General features: G+C 38.8%; 15 protein-coding genes and 1 riboswitch. Of the genes, 4 read left to right on the top strand and 11 right to left on the bottom strand.

Annotated features, from left to right (window positions below; genetic code table 11):
• The first annotated feature begins 1 nt into the window (after position 1).
• Positions 2–949 carry a 2-dehydropantoate 2-reductase gene (locus tag ANG_RS05150; protein WP_025271753.1) on the top strand — a complete coding sequence of 316 codons (948 nt, stop codon included), beginning with the start codon at positions 2–4 and terminating at the stop codon, positions 947–949.
• Positions 950–973: 24 nt separating this feature from the next.
• Positions 974–2,023 carry a PTS sugar transporter subunit IIC gene (locus tag ANG_RS05145; RefSeq protein WP_003029822.1) on the top strand — a complete coding sequence of 350 codons (1,050 nt, stop codon included), beginning with the start codon at positions 974–976 and terminating at the stop codon, positions 2,021–2,023.
• Between the two features lie 56 nt (positions 2,024–2,079).
• Here the strand turns inward: ANG_RS05145 and ANG_RS05140 are convergent, their stop codons facing one another.
• The gene (locus ANG_RS05140) at positions 2,080–2,589 is read right to left on the bottom strand and encodes a QueT transporter family protein (RefSeq protein WP_003034511.1); all 510 of its coding nucleotides are present in this window, start codon (positions 2,587–2,589) and stop codon (positions 2,080–2,082) included.
• Positions 2,587–2,696, bottom strand: a riboswitch (PreQ1 riboswitch). (Overlaps the previous gene by 3 nt.)
• A gap of 28 nt (positions 2,697–2,724) precedes the next feature.
• On the opposite strand from ANG_RS05140, the gene ANG_RS05135 reads away from it, so the two are divergent.
• On the top strand, positions 2,725–3,159 hold the full coding sequence (locus ANG_RS05135; protein ID WP_025271752.1) for a GtrA family protein: 435 nt from the start codon (positions 2,725–2,727) through the stop codon (positions 3,157–3,159).
• 83 nt (positions 3,160–3,242) lie between these two features.
• Positions 3,243–4,178, top strand: a complete 936-nt coding sequence (locus ANG_RS05130; protein ID WP_020999450.1) for an IS30 family transposase — start codon at positions 3,243–3,245, stop codon at positions 4,176–4,178.
• 119 nt (positions 4,179–4,297) lie between these two features.
• On the opposite strand, the gene ANG_RS05125 is transcribed toward ANG_RS05130, so the two are convergent.
• The 10 genes from ANG_RS05125 to ANG_RS05080 all read right to left on the bottom strand — a co-directional run bounded on the left by ANG_RS05125 (position 4,298) and on the right by ANG_RS05080 (position 14,183).
• Complete coding sequence (locus ANG_RS05125) at positions 4,298–5,005, bottom strand: B3/B4 domain-containing protein (RefSeq protein WP_020999587.1); 708 nt, start codon at positions 5,003–5,005, stop codon at positions 4,298–4,300.
• Positions 5,005–5,466, bottom strand: coding sequence for a MarR family winged helix-turn-helix transcriptional regulator (locus ANG_RS05120; RefSeq protein WP_003034407.1), 462 nt, complete (start codon positions 5,464–5,466; stop codon positions 5,005–5,007). Before ANG_RS05120 ends, ANG_RS05125 begins: the two co-directional genes overlap by 1 nt.
• 86 nt (positions 5,467–5,552) lie before the next feature.
• Positions 5,553–6,455, bottom strand: coding sequence for a YihY/virulence factor BrkB family protein (locus ANG_RS05115; protein WP_003034397.1), 903 nt, complete (start codon positions 6,453–6,455; stop codon positions 5,553–5,555).
• A gap of 52 nt (positions 6,456–6,507) precedes the next feature.
• Positions 6,508–7,365, bottom strand: coding sequence for a methionyl aminopeptidase (locus tag ANG_RS05110; protein ID WP_003034526.1), 858 nt, complete (start codon positions 7,363–7,365; stop codon positions 6,508–6,510).
• Positions 7,366–7,389: 24 nt separating this feature from the next.
• Positions 7,390–8,667 carry a CBS-HotDog domain-containing transcription factor SpxR gene (spxR, locus tag ANG_RS05105; RefSeq protein ID WP_003034494.1) on the bottom strand — a complete coding sequence of 426 codons (1,278 nt, stop codon included), beginning with the start codon at positions 8,665–8,667 and terminating at the stop codon, positions 7,390–7,392.
• Positions 8,660–9,211 (bottom strand): GNAT family N-acetyltransferase, encoded by a 552-nt coding sequence (locus ANG_RS05100; protein ID WP_003034474.1) that lies wholly within the window; start codon positions 9,209–9,211, stop codon positions 8,660–8,662. The genes spxR and ANG_RS05100 overlap by 8 nt, the downstream gene beginning before the upstream one ends.
• Positions 9,212–9,289: 78 nt before the next feature.
• Positions 9,290–10,549, bottom strand: a complete 1,260-nt coding sequence (locus ANG_RS05095) for a UDP-N-acetylglucosamine 1-carboxyvinyltransferase (protein ID WP_003034537.1) — start codon at positions 10,547–10,549, stop codon at positions 9,290–9,292.
• Positions 10,550–10,965: 416 nt separating this feature from the next.
• Positions 10,966–12,156 carry a methionine adenosyltransferase gene (gene metK / locus ANG_RS05090; RefSeq protein ID WP_003034546.1) on the bottom strand — a complete coding sequence of 397 codons (1,191 nt, stop codon included), beginning with the start codon at positions 12,154–12,156 and terminating at the stop codon, positions 10,966–10,968.
• A 266-nt stretch (positions 12,157–12,422) separates the two neighbouring features.
• On the bottom strand, positions 12,423–13,700 hold the full coding sequence (locus tag ANG_RS05085; protein ID WP_003034545.1) for a dihydroorotase: 1,278 nt from the start codon (positions 13,698–13,700) through the stop codon (positions 12,423–12,425).
• Positions 13,701–13,712: 12 nt separating this feature from the next.
• Positions 13,713–14,183: an NUDIX hydrolase gene (locus ANG_RS05080; RefSeq protein ID WP_003031692.1), complete on the bottom strand. Its 471-nt coding sequence runs from the start codon at positions 14,181–14,183 to the stop codon at positions 13,713–13,715.
• Position 14,184 lies beyond the last annotated feature (1 nt).

The following is a 14,184-nucleotide window of genomic DNA, read 5'->3' as shown; positions in this document are numbered from 1 at the left end:
TGTGAATATTACAATTGCAGGTGCAGGTGCAATGGGCAGCCGGTTTGGTCTCATGTTGCATCAAGCGGGTCATAAGGTCATTTTAGTAGATGGTTGGGCAGACCATGTAAAAGCTATCCAAAAAAATGGCTTGCAGGCTAATTTTAATGGCGAGGAGCTTGTTGCGAAATTGCCAATTTATCTTCAAAACGAAGTAGAACCAACTTTGTCCAGTGATTTAATCATTTTATTTACTAAAGCAATGCAGTTAGAAACAATGCTAACAGACATTCAGCCATTGATAAAAGAGCACACAAATGTTCTTTGTTTATTGAATGGAATTGGACATGAAGAAATCATTGAAAAATATGTTCCAAAAGAGCATATCATGATCGGAAATACTATGTGGACAGCAGGTATGGAAGGACCAGGTCGAGTGAAGTTATTCGGAAACGGAACTGTTGCACTGAAGAATCTCGTTTCAGATTCAAAAGCGAAACAAGCAGCTGATCACATTGTAGAAATCTTAAATTCTGCTGGATTGAACGCACAGTATTCTGAAAATATCTTGCACGCCATTTATAAAAAAGCCTGTGTAAACGGGACAATGAATGGTTTATGCACTATTTTGCTTTCTAATATGGCAGATTTCGGTGACACCACTCCCGCCCATACGATTGTTGAGCGCATTGTCAGCGAATTTGCGGCGGTTGCAAAATATGAAAATGTCGATTTGAATGTTGAGGAAACTGTAGATTACATCGAAAAAAATTGCTACAATCGAGATACAATCGGATTACATCACCCATCAATGTATCAAGATTTGAACGAGCATAATCGTCTGACAGAAATTGATTATATCAACGGAGCTGTCGTTCGAAAAGGGCAAAAGTATGGTGTACAAACCCCATATTGCTCCTTCTTAACAGAATTGGTTCACTGCAAAGAACAAATATTAGGCGCTAAATAGTTTGGAAACAGAAAGGGAAATTAGATGGAAACACAAGCACAAGAAAAGATGACGGCAAAAATTTTTGTCAATAAAGTATTGTCGGGAACGGCATTAGGAGTTATTATTGGTTTAATTCCAAACGCTGTTTTATCAGCTATTTTAAAATATTTCAGCACCGTGCCAATTGCACAGACCATTATTCATATCGCTGTTATCTTCCAATTAGCTACACCATTGATTATCGGTGGGTTAATCGCTTTGCAATTTGGATTTAAACCCATGCAGATGATGGTCACTGCAGGAGCTGCTTTTGTAGCTTCAGGTGTCGTCACTTTCAATACTGAACTTGGAAAATATGTCGGAGCTGGCACAGGAGACCTAATTAACACCATGTTAACAGCAGCTATCGCAGTTGGCATGCTTATGTTAATCAAAGATCGATTTGGTTCAACAGCTGTGGTAGCTATGCCAATTGTCGTCGGGGTAGGTGCAGCCTTGATTGGCTTACTGCTCTTGCCATTTGTTAAACAAATTACAACTGGCATTGGAGTGGTTATCAATGAATTTACACACTTACAACCGCTATTGATGTCTATTTTAATTTGTTGTTCATTTGCCTTTATTATCATTTCTCCAATCTCAACCGTTGCCATTGGTTTAGCCATTCAATTAAATGGAATTTCAGCCGGAGCTTCAGCAATGGGCGTGGCAGCTACAGCCGTTGCTTTAGTTGTTCACTCTTGGAAAGTGAATAATTCAGGGGTGACTTTAGCTATTGCTTTGGGAGCTATGAAATTGATGATGCCAAACGTCTTTAAATATCCAATTATTTTAGTTCCGTGTTTGACAACAGCCGTTATATCCGCTATCCCGGTAGCTCTTTTCTCAGTCAGTGGAACAGCTCAATCAGCAGGTTTTGGTCTCGTAGGTTTGGTTGGACCATTAGCCTCTATCGATGCAGGATTAAATATAGCTTTAGCAGTTGTTGTATGGCTCATTGTTCCAATCCTTGCAGCTCTTGCAAGTAAAATTGTTTTTGAAAAAATCTTGAAACTATATGACTCTTCTGTTGTATTTAAATTCCAAGACTAATAAAAAATCTGTCGAAGATTCGACAGATTTTTTATTAAGTCTGCTATTCAAAACATTTATTTCCCCAAGTCAATCCGCTTATTTAGCTTGTCCATTAAAATTCCACCAATAATGAGTGAAACAAACTCTCCAATTGCCGTTGTAAACCATGTAAAAAGAAACGGGGCTTTCGCAACAAAATATAACTCTGCGGCAATTGTAATCATTGAAAATGAAAAGAAAATCGCAAAATAAAAGAAAGCTTTATTGATCAATCCGTTAAACAAATATTCGTTCATGTATTTTCTAAAGAAATACACACCCAAGCTCAAAAAGACCAAGGTTGATCCGCCACCAACAAAGACATCAATGATTCCAAAACTAAACAAATTAGCAATCATACAGCCCAGTGTGACCCCAATGATGTACTTGGGTTTATAAAAAGCCATAAAATTCATCATTTCAGAAATCCGAAATTGGTAGGCACCATAGCTAATAGCATTCAGGGGCGGTGTCATTGTTAGAGCGACATAAATCGCAGCAACGAGAGCAATCTGAGCCATATCGCGAATAGTAAATTTTTCCATGTTTTCTCCTTTGGCGGCTATAACCGCGTATAATATGCTTGGCGAAAGGAAACTAAGCGCCAAGGGCTGCATTGAAAACATTAATACAGCTTTTCAAGTATAGCACAATTTTAGAAATTATGATAGACTGAACGTATGAAAAAATGTATAAAATCTTTCTTTGACAATGAAATTTTATCTTACCTGTTTTTTGGATTGGCTACCACGATTGTTGCTATCATCACACGCATACTCTATTATGCATTGAGTAACAACGAACTATTGGCGACCGCCTTAGGAAATATCGCTGGTATCCTCTTTGCTTTTGTAACAAACGATACGATTGTTTTTAAACAAGAAAGAAAGGGTTGGTTCTCTCGTTTTATCAAGTTTGTTGTTGCGCGACTCTCTACCTTTTTATTGGATATGGGACTCACACTCGTTTTCGTTACTACTTTTCCTGCTATTATTGGTCAATTTGTCCACAATGACATTAAAACGGTCAACACTATTGAAACTTTGCTTGCTCAAATTATTATTATTGTGCTCAATTATGTTTTCAGTAAAATCTTTGTATTTGATAAATTGTAAAATATAGTGCAACAAAAAAACTCATAGCGTTTCATTGGTGTAAACTGTAAGTAACCACACAAACAGAATCCCGAGGAAAAACTATGAGCTACTTCCATCTTACCATAACCGACCGAATAAAGATAGAAACCTACTTGGAATTAGGTTTGAAACCTTGCCAAATTGCAAGTAAACTTGGCGTCCATAAGTCTACCATTTCAAGAGAGTTAAGACGATGCCAAAATGGTTACTCCGCAGCCCTAGCACAGGAACAGTATGACCACAGGGCTAAGCAAAAAGGTCGGAAGTCTCGTTTGACACCAACGTTGAAAAAGGAAATTGAGGACGGTTTAAAATCCTCCTGGTCGCCTGAACAGATTTGTGGCCGCTATCAGCTTGAACAAAGGCCGATGGTAGCTTTTAAAACAATCTATAACTGGCTCTATGCTGGTTTGATTGCTCTGGATTTGAGTGTCCTTCGTCGTAAAGGAAAAACTCGACAACCTAAAGAAACACGTGGAAGATTTAGGATTGGCACATCGATTGCCAAACGTCCTAAAGAGGTCAGGAATCGTGAGACCTTTGGTCACTGGGAGCTCGATACTGTGGTGTCTTCCAGAGGCAAAAGCAAGGGCTGTTTAGCGACCTTTCTGGAGCGAAAAACGCGCTTTTACTTAGCTTTCAAGATACCAGACAGAACAGCCAAATCCATGTTTTCAGCCATCGAACAACTTTATAAGCTATTTCCAAAAGAGGCTCTTAAAACCTTCACTTCAGATAGGGGAAAAGAGTTTGCCTGCTATCCTCTGGTAGAGAATTTAGGAATTTCCTTTTTCTTTGCGGACGCCTATTCATCCTGGCAGAGAGGAAGCAATGAAAACGCCAATGGCTTACTAAGAGAATATTTTCCAAAGAAAACAGATTTAGCCGCTATCTCTGATGAGGCTTTGAACAAGGCCTTATATGATATCAATCACCGACCACGAAAATGTTTAGCTTACAGAACTGCTTGTGAAGCTCTAGTGGATGAGTACGAGTAAATGTTGCACTTATTCTTGCAATTTATCATTTAAAAATAAATCAAAGAAATAAAAAACAAACCTACTCAAAATGGTGGCTTGTTTTTAATCCCAAAGAGCTTTGAAGCTCTTTTTTATTCTTAAATTTCTACACTTGGATGCTCCATTGTCAAGTGAGTGATTTCTCCTTTTACACCAAAATAATCTTCTACCAAATATTGCAATTCTTGCATAGCAGCTTGTGCACGTTTTGCTTGTTCTTCATTGACAGCTTCAATAACTAGCACTGCATCTCTGGTTTCTTCTGTCAGCATAGTTCGCTTAGCTTCGCGCCAGTTGAGACAACGACAAACCGCTCCTTCATCATCATGGTAGATGATTTCTTCTGGAAGAGCTGGTGCATCCGTCTCCGCTCCAAGCGGAAAGAAAGATTCTCCACCTTTCGCTTTAGCTAAATGTAGTCCTCCCTCAATTTTGTCAATATCTTCACCACCACAAGGCACAGCATAAGAAAGTGAAATACTATTATAAATATCCACCAATGGATTGATTGGATTGAACTCACGACCTTGACTCACTCTTTTTAAAAGTGCTTCAATGGAAGAACGGGCTCCTTTTTTAGTTTTAAATTTGGTAAAAGCCTGCCGCCATTCCTGAATAACCTCATTTTGCGTAAATGGTTCATCAGAAATAAAATCTTCTGCTCGTTTGCTTCCCTTGTCTAACTGGGATTTAAAATAAAGGTCCTTACTTTCATCAACACTATTATCCAATCCTTTAGCTACCATAATACTAATTTGTGCTTGAGGAAATAACTCCCAAAATTCATTTTCAACTGTAACTTTCATCATCTACCTCTTTCGTAATTTCTTTTTTGTCCTTTTTTTACTGAATCCCAATCACCTGTGATATTTTCGCGAACTCGAATCAACATTTCCTCCAACTGCTTTGCTTCTGCTATCGAAAAACCCTGCAATGAAGTTTGCTCAGAATATTGATTTTCAGCTAAAATAAATGGATAGAGAGCCGCGCCTTTTTTTGTAACAAACCATTCTTTGTTTTTTCGGTTATCAGGTGCTGACTTCTGTTCTAAAAATCCTTTTTTCTCCAATTTCTTCACAGAACGGGCAACCGTTGAACGATCTACTTTTAAAAGTTCAGACAACTCTTCCTGAATAATCCCTGGATTTTCAGCAATTCGGACTAAATACAAATACTGTCCACGTGCCAAATCAATATCACGAAATTCAATATTCGCAATCGAATCCAAGGATCGGGCAATAATTCCAATTTCCCGCAAAATAGTCATATTCCCTCCTTCGCCAATTATTATAAACTATTTTTATTGCAAATGCAATAAAATAATATTAAAAAAAGAAGTTTTATCTTCTTTTTTCATTTTTTTGTTTTTTGAATGAGTCGCGTAGTCAATTGTTTATGCCTTGTTTCAAATGAACTTTCGTGACAACTTTGATAACTTGCATTTAGAATCGCGCCAATAATAAGTATTTGAGCAATGAGAGTAAACCAAATCATCACTACCACAACAAAAATGGAACTGAAAAATCGAACATCCATTAAGTGATTTACATAAGTGTCCAAATAAACGGAAAACAAATTTAGCAATACACCAATTGTAAGAACTACAAAAACCGTTCCTGGTAGTACATAGCGAATTTTCTTGATTTTGACATTAGGTAAAAAGTAATACAACATCAATAAAGAAAGAAAAAGTAAAGTGTAAATGGTTGGCTGCGTCATCTTTTGTAGACTAGTATAAAGCTGGTTATCAAATCCCCAAAAACTATGGAGCAGACGAAGAGACATTCGCCCAAACATTGTCAGCAAAAGAGAAAGAGCAAAGAGCAACTGTAATCCTAAACTCATCACTATACTAAACAATCTGTGCGAAATGAGTCCTCTATCTTTGGCGACACCATAAGCTTTATTAAAAGCTTTTTGCAAGAAAGACATTGATTGTGAAAAAGCCCATAAAGCCGAAAGAATGGAGAAGCTCAACAATCCAGAAGACGGTTGGGTTAATACATTACGAATGACCTTTGCAATCACTTCATAAAGTGACTCTGGCAGAACATCTTCTATCGCTTCTAAAAATTCTGCTATTGGAATTTGAAAATAAGGCAATATATTCACAACAATTAACAGCAATGGAAAAATTGAAATCAACAAATAATAAGCCACTGCAATGCTGGTCAAATCAATCTCAGATGCCTGATAAAATTTAAAAAAAGCTTGTAAAAATGGATTATGTCCGATCCTAGAAACCAACTTCTTCATCTCATCCCCTATAGAAGAAGGAGCAAAAAGCCCCCTCATTCTACTTCTAGTTTTAATACGTTCCTTCTTCCCCTTGACTGGTCAAGATAACAGGACCATCTTTGGTAATCACAAATTGATGTTCGTATTGACAAGAAAGTCCACCGTCCAGCGTTTTATGAGCCCACCCCGTCTCAAAATCTGTGTCAATCTCCCAAGTGCCTGTTGAAATCATCGGCTCAATTGTCAAGACCATTCCTTCACGAAGACGTAAACCACGTCCAGCACGTCCGTAATGAGGCACCATTGGCTCTTCGTGCATAGTTGGTCCAACACCATGTCCTACTAAGTCACGAACAACACCATAACCATGACTTTCCGCATATTCTTGAATCGCTGCACCAATGTCACCAATCCGATTGCCAACTTGAGCAGCTTCAATTCCACGATAAAGGCATTCTTTTGTAACCTCCATCAATTGTTGTACTTCTTCACTCACTTGACCAACTGCATAAGCCCAGCAAGAATCCGCCACACCTCCACGGAAATTTTCCGTATAGTGTTTCATTTGTTCCACATTATTGAAATCAAGTTTAGAAACATCTAACTCAGCTTTATCAACCAAGCCAACGACCATATCTACTTTGATTAAGTCACCTTCAACTAATTTTTTGTGACGTGGAAAAGCATGTGCCACTTCATCATTCAATGAGCAGCAAGTGGCATAAGGGTAATCCATGATGCTGCCTTCCACACCAATCTGAAGCGGAAGAGCATTATCCTCCTTACAACGTCTGCGGACATATTCTTCAATTTCCCACATGTCAATGCCCGGCTTAATCAAATCCCTTAAACCAATATGAATACTGGCGAGAAATGCGCCGCTTTTTTCCATTAAATCAATTTCACGTTGTGATTTTAAAGTTATCATTCTTTCTCCTTAATATCTGAGGTATTAGTTTATCTTTACTGTAATGGTCGCTTTTGCAACCAATTGAAGTTTTAAATAAATATCGTAATCTAAAATGGCAGAATGCCTTGTTTGTCGAACTATTCTTGGACGAAGTGTCAAACTTTCATCAATCTGAACAGCTTGCAAGAAATAAATTGTCATTTGCTCAATGACAATATTGTTCTTGCCAGATGTCACATACTGATGCGTTGCTGTCGTTAAAATCTCTGTTAGAATCCCATTAGACAAAACACCGTTACTTTCTAACATAAAAGGTTCCACAACAAAAGAAAATTCATTGTTGATATGACGAAGTTTTTGAGAGACTTGGTCACCAAAAGTCGGTAGGCTGGAGATTTGTTCCCGACTCATTTTTTCCATGACATCACGACGCGTAATGACTCCAAGAAGAGTTTGATTGCTCCGAATGACTGGCACCATTTCAAAGTCTTCTGTAATCATGCGCTGGCTAACATTGGCAATGCTGGTGTTTAAAGTAACGGCATAGATATTTTTCGTCATGACTTTATCTAAAATCGTGTGAGGAGACTTGTCACCAGTATCACGCATAGTCACCACGCCAACGACCATATTATGCTGATTAACAACAGGAAAACGACTGCTACGGTTTTTTCGAACCAAATCCATAAAATCACGAACGGTATCTGTATCTTTTAAGAAACCATACTCATGACTACCACGATAAACCTGTTCCACGGTTAAAATATCTGTTTTGATCTGCATGTTGGACAGAGAACGATTGATAATCGTTGCAACTGTAAAGGTATCATGTTGGGATCTTAGAACAGGAATGCTTAAGCGGTTCGCCAATTTTAAAACATCAGAACTCACTTCTAAGCCACCCGTCACTAAAACAGCATTTTCATGCTTCAAAGCCAATAACTGAATACGGGTGCGGTCTCCAATAATCAAGAGACCTCCTTCCGTTAAGTAACGTAAGAGATTCTTCTCGGTCATTGCCCCGATTGTGAATTTACTGAATTCCTTTTCAAGTCCGTCTTGACCAGCTAAGACTTCTGATTTCGTAATTTCAGCAATTTCTTTAAATGTTAAGTGCTCCAGCTCTACTTTGGGAGATTTTACGCGAATCGTGCCGCTACGAGGACGTGTTTCTACCAATCCACGATTTTCAGCTTCTTTAATTGCACGATAAGCAGTCCCCTCGCTTACTCCTAAATAATTGGAAATACTGCGTACACTAACACGCTTTCCTACTGGTAATTCTTCCAAATAAGCGATAATTTCTTGATGTTTACTCATGAAAGTCTCCTTTTTCATAGCAAAACTCTAAATAATCCCGCATTTTACGTGTATAACGGTCGCTCCCCTTGAACTGCCGCCTACAAGAAAATCCTGTCTTCTCGGCAACTCTTTGGCTGGCTTTGTTTTCCAGATGAGTTATAATATAAAGTCGCTTCAAATCAAACTGTGTAAATGCCAAATAAACAATATTTTTGACGCACTCAGTCATCAGACCATGTCCCCAATAATCATGCCGAAGAAAATAACCAAGCTCTGCTTCGCCCTTGATTTCGTCTATCTTTTCAAATTTGACAGAACCAATCATCTGCCCAGAATCTTTATCGCAAATCGCCCAAATTCCAAGAGGATGTTTCATAAAATAATTAGCCAATACATGTTGGCTTTCTTGTAAATTAGCCTGCACAGGAAAAATGAAGCGTAGATTTTCAGGATTGGAGGCAATTTTATAAAAATCTTCACTATCCATAAAGGAAAATGGACGTAATACTAAATGTTCTGTTTCTATAAAGGCGAATTCCGCCAATTTTGTCCACAAATTCATATCTTACCTCTAAAGATAAGACCCAGTTGGTACGCCAACTGGGCTATTTCACCTCATCATGTCAACGTTGTTTCGAATCTATTCTTCGACAAGCTGAATGTCTGCTCCTAAACTCGTCAACTTTTCAATAATATTTGAATAACCTCGTAAAATAAATTCTACATTTGTAATTTCGGTTTTTCCATGAGCTAGCAAGCCTGCAATTACAAGTGCTGCTCCTGCCCGCAAATCAGTTGCTTTGACCGCTGCACCTTGCAATTGATTAGGGCCTTCATAAGCAATATGATTGGCACTCGTTGAAATCTTTCCTGCCATTTTTACTAACTCAGGGACATGATTTACTCGCTTTTCATAAATCGTATCAATAATTAAGCCACGTCCTTTAGCAGTTAACAAAAGTGGCGTAATAGGCTGTTGCAAGTCTGTAGCAAAGCCTGGATAAGGAGCCGTCTTAATATTAATTGCTTTCAAATCATGTTGCTTTTCGACATACACACTATCTTCAGAAACGGTCATGCGAACTCCCATTTCTTCTAATTTCGCAATAAAGCCTTCTAAGTGTTCATAAAGGACATTGTTGATTTGCACACCTTCACCAATTGCAGCAGCCATTGAGATATAAGTTCCTGCTTCAATTCGATCTGGAATGACTTGATGACGAGTACCATGAAGTTTGTTAACACCTTCAATGACAATAATATCCGTACCAGCTCCTCGAATGTGTGCTCCCATATTATTCAAAAGTGTCGCTACATCAATGATTTCAGGCTCACGAGCTGCATTTTCAATAACGGTGCGCCCTTTTGCTTTTACTGCCGCAAGCATGGTGTTAATGGTCGCCCCAACACTGACTGTATCCATGTATATACTAGCTCCGTGGAGATGTTTACCACCTGTCGAAAGGTTCATGAAATTCCCCTCGTAAGACATAGTAGCCCCCATGGCTTCAAATGCTTTCAAATGCAAGTCAATAGGTCGCGGACCCAAATCACAGCCACCAGGTAAACCAACTGTTGCCTCGCCGTAGCGACCTAATAGGCTACCATAAAAATAATAAGAAGCACGCAAGCTATTGATTTTACCATAAGGCATGGGCATATTTTTTATACCACGAGGATCAATTCTCAGCGTATCATCTTGGCGCTCAACAGTAGCTCCCATAGCTTCCATAATGTCAATCAAACTCACAACATCGGAAATATCTGGCACACAGTCCAATGTCACGATTTCATCAGATAAAATTGTCGCCGGAATTAAAGCGACTACGCTATTTTTAGCACCACTAATAGTCACCTCTCCTTTTAAGGGGCGACCACCATTAATTACAATTTTTTTCATTTTCAGCTCTTTCAAGGAATTTCTAATCAAATATACTGCACTTTATTATAACACAGTTTCTGGGAAAATCCTATCCTTTTAAAGAAATCTCTTTTGACTTGTCATTCTTGTTATATAACGATTACAGAGCCATTTTATTTTTGTAACATTAAAAAAGGAGTGAGATCGAACTAAAATTTGAAAATTTTTAGTTCGTAATCTCATCCCCGAAAGGTTGCTCAACAATTTCCTAGACTGTTGAGAGGTGAAAGTTTTTTATCAAAAGTACTCTTTTCTGAGCTTGAAAAACGAATAGTCTTGAGACTTGCTTAGCATAAGCTCTGTTCGCTATATCCAAGTCCTACTTTGAGTAATCAGCCAACTGCGCTACTGGTTTATTTTGAAACTAAAGATTTTTGGTCTAAGCGACCTACTTGTTATTTCACAGTTGCTTTCAAAGCATCTACTTTATCCAGTTTTTCCCACGGCAGGTCAATATCCGTACGTCCCATGTGCCCATAGGCAGCAGTCTGACGGTAAATTGGTCGTTTCAAATCAAGCATTTGAATAATACCCGCTGGACGAAGATCAAAGATTTGTCGAACTGCTTCTTGAAGCTTGCTTTCTGAAACTGAACCTGTACCAAAAGTATCAATGCGGACTGATACTGGATGTGCGACTCCGATAGCATAGGCTAGCTGAACTTCTACTTTCTTAGCTAACCCTGCTGCAACAATATTCTTGGCAATATAACGCGCTGCATAAGAAGCAGAACGATCGACTTTTGTAGCGTCCTTTCCAGAGAAAGCCCCACCTCCGTGACGTGCATAACCGCCATATGTATCAACGATAATCTTACGTCCAGTTAAACCAGAATCTCCTTGAGGCCCACCAATAACAAAGCGACCAGTTGGATTGATGAAAAACTTGCTTTCTTCATCTAAATACTCTGCTGGAACTACTTCTTTAATGACCTTTTCAATCACATCTTGATGAATCTGCTCATTGCTTACTTCTGGGTCATGTTGAGTGGAAATAACAACAGTATCCACGCGCACTGGTTGGTCATTTTCATCGTATTCAACCGTTACTTGAGATTTTGCATCCGGACGAAGATAGGAAATTTCTCCAGACTTGCGAAGCTCTGCTAAACGACGGACTAATTTGTGACTGAGAGAAATGGGCAACGGCATTAGTTCAGGTGTTTCATCTACGGCAAAACCAAACATAAGCCCCTGATCTCCAGCACCAATCAAATCAAGTGGATCTTGTTCAGTATTTCCACGAATTTCAAGGGCTTCATTCACCCCTTGAGCGATATCTGGTGATTGCTCAACAAGCGACGGATGCACCCCCACTGTTTCTGCTGAAAAACCATATTCAGCTTTTGTATAACCAATCTCTGCAATTGTATCGCGAACTATGCGGTTAATATCCACATAAGCATTGGTAGAGATTTCCCCAAAAACATGGACAGAGCCTGTATAGACAGCTGTCTCAGCAGCCACATGAGCTTCTGGATCCTGCTCCAAGATAGCATCTAAAATAGCATCTGAAATTTGGTCTGCAATCTTATCTGGATGTCCTTCAGATACAGATTCAGACGTGAAGAGTTTACGTTCTGACATATTCATGTCCCCCTTTTAATGAAATATTCCCTCCTAAAAATTCTATTATTGCTAGGAAGTTACTTGAAAATCTGTAAACAGACTTACGTTAAAAAGTTACAAAGCACTAGTCTCTATGGTTAATATTTAACCTTTGACTACCTTTTCGGGACTCTTTTAACTTCTCTATTGTATCATTTTTTATCCTAATAAACAGAAAATTTTCTAAAAATTATAAGAAATTTAAAATACAATAAGGTTGAAAAACACTTCCAACCTTATGCTTGTTATGATGATTTGCTTCCATAGACAATTTGTCCATCACAAATCGTATAGTGAACAACACCTTTTAATTTTTCACCGATAAATGGTGAATTAGTTGCTTTTGAGGCAAAATCTTCTGTTATCATGCGTTCAGCATCTGTATCGAAAATGGTGAGATCTGCTGGCCCATTCTCAGCAAGGTAACCCGCTTCAAAATCATAGAGTTGCGCTGGGTTAATCGTCATTTTTTCCAGCAACTGCATGAGTGTCAAATGACCTGCTTCCACCAAATACGTCAAGCCAAGCGAAAGTGATGTCTCTAGACCTGTCATGCCAGACGGTGCTTTGGTGATGTCTTTTACATTCTTTTCATCAGAGTGATGAGGTGCATGGTCTGTCGCAATGACTGAAATAACTCCAGACTTAAGTCCTTCAATGACAGCTAAACGATCTGATTCCAAACGAAGTGGCGGGTTCATTTTAGCATTGCTACCTTTTAACAACAATAGCTCTTCTGTCTTAGAAAAATGCTGGGGCGCTGCTTCTGCAGTTACGTGAGTGCCCAATCGCTGAGCGAATTCCACGACTTTCACACTTTCTGCTTTTGATAAATGCTGGATATGAATATGAGTATTGGTTGCATGAGCAATCATCACGTCACGCGCAATCATACTATATTCAGCGACCCCAGTCGCACCACAAAATCCAAAATGTTCTTTGGCAATCTGCTCATTAAACCCAAGGATACCATTTAGTTCTGGGTCCTCTTCGTGAAGGCAGATAAATGTACCATTTTTGTCAGCTTCTTCCAAAGCTTCGCGTACCACTTTTGTACTTTTTAATGGAATTCCGTCATCTGAAAAACCAATAGCTCCCGCTTCCAAAAGCGCTTTGAAATCTGTCAAATGCTGTCCATCAAAATTCTTTGTAATGGTTGCAACAGACTTAATATGAATGTTTTCACGATAGGCAGATTCTAATACTTCTTTCAACGTCTCTACTGTTGAAATCGTTGGAGTGGTATTTGCCATCATGACAACCGTTGTAAATCCACCCGCTGCCGCAGCTAAAGCACCCGTATGAATGTCTTCTTTATGCGTCTGACCAGGTTCACGAAAATGAACATGAATATCAATCAGCCCTGGCGCCACCACCAATCCAGTCGCATCAATCACCTGAGCGTTTTCTGCCTTCAAATCCTGACCAATTTTAAGAATTTTTTTATCCTTAACCAAAACATCGCAAATCTGATCTAAACCAGACTTAGGGTCCATGACACGACCATTTTTAATTAACAACATGTACTTTTCTCCTTATTCTCCATAAAAATCAACATGACTCTCCACCAACTTCTCTCCTTTGTAAGAAAATTTAGCCGAGAAGAATGGTTTATCTTCTAAAATCCAAGATAGAAACGTATGATCTCCCTCCCAAGTTGGTTTGGACAAAACTTGTTCATAAGGCACCCATTCCAAAGTCCCCTCATCGCAGTCAATCAAGTCTCCCTCAAACTCCGTCACTTTAAATACATAGGTATACCAATCATGGTTAGGTGTAAAATCTGGAAACGTGATAATACCTTTTAATACTGGCTTATTGACCCGCAAACCTGTTTCTTCAAAGATTTCTCTTACAGCGCACTCCTGCGGCGTTTCACCTTTCTCTAATTTACCCCCAACACCAATCCACTTACCAGCATGAACATCATTAGGCTTTTTATTTCGATGTAGCAATAAAAATTCTTTGCCGTTGTCAATATAGCAAATCGTTGCTAACTTAACCATT

It is taken from the genome of Streptococcus anginosus subsp. whileyi MAS624 (genome assembly GCF_000478925.1).
Classification (GTDB): Bacteria; Bacillota; Bacilli; order Lactobacillales; family Streptococcaceae; genus Streptococcus; species Streptococcus whileyi.
The sequence above is the reverse complement of the archived record's forward strand: the minus strand, read 5'-3'. Positions and strand labels throughout refer to the sequence as shown.

Bases quoted from the DNA above. Each gene is read 5' to 3' on its own strand.
- ANG_RS05145 (WP_003029822.1), top strand. From the start codon at position 974: ATGGAAACACAAGCACAAGAAAAGATGACGGCAAAAATTTTTGTCAAT.
- ANG_RS05140 (WP_003034511.1), bottom strand. From the start codon at position 2,589: ATGGAAAAATTTACTATTCGCGATATGGCTCAGATTGCTCTCGTTGCT.
- ANG_RS05135 (WP_025271752.1), top strand. From the start codon at position 2,725: ATGAAAAAATGTATAAAATCTTTCTTTGACAATGAAATTTTATCTTAC.
- ANG_RS05130 (WP_020999450.1), top strand. From the start codon at position 3,243: ATGAGCTACTTCCATCTTACCATAACCGACCGAATAAAGATAGAAACC.
- ANG_RS05125 (WP_020999587.1), bottom strand. From the start codon at position 5,005: ATGAAAGTTACAGTTGAAAATGAATTTTGGGAGTTATTTCCTCAAGCA.
- ANG_RS05120 (WP_003034407.1), bottom strand. From the start codon at position 5,466: ATGACTATTTTGCGGGAAATTGGAATTATTGCCCGATCCTTGGATTCG.
- ANG_RS05115 (WP_003034397.1), bottom strand. From the start codon at position 6,455: ATGAAGAAGTTGGTTTCTAGGATCGGACATAATCCATTTTTACAAGCT.
- ANG_RS05110 (WP_003034526.1), bottom strand. From the start codon at position 7,365: ATGATAACTTTAAAATCACAACGTGAAATTGATTTAATGGAAAAAAGC.
- spxR (WP_003034494.1), bottom strand. From the start codon at position 8,667: ATGAGTAAACATCAAGAAATTATCGCTTATTTGGAAGAATTACCAGTA.
- ANG_RS05100 (WP_003034474.1), bottom strand. From the start codon at position 9,211: ATGAATTTGTGGACAAAATTGGCGGAATTCGCCTTTATAGAAACAGAA.
- ANG_RS05095 (WP_003034537.1), bottom strand. From the start codon at position 10,549: ATGAAAAAAATTGTAATTAATGGTGGTCGCCCCTTAAAAGGAGAGGTG.
- metK (WP_003034546.1), bottom strand. From the start codon at position 12,156: ATGTCAGAACGTAAACTCTTCACGTCTGAATCTGTATCTGAAGGACAT.
- ANG_RS05085 (WP_003034545.1), bottom strand. From the start codon at position 13,700: ATGTTGTTAATTAAAAATGGTCGTGTCATGGACCCTAAGTCTGGTTTA.
- ANG_RS05080 (WP_003031692.1), bottom strand. From the start codon at position 14,183: ATGGTTAAGTTAGCAACGATTTGCTATATTGACAACGGCAAAGAATTT.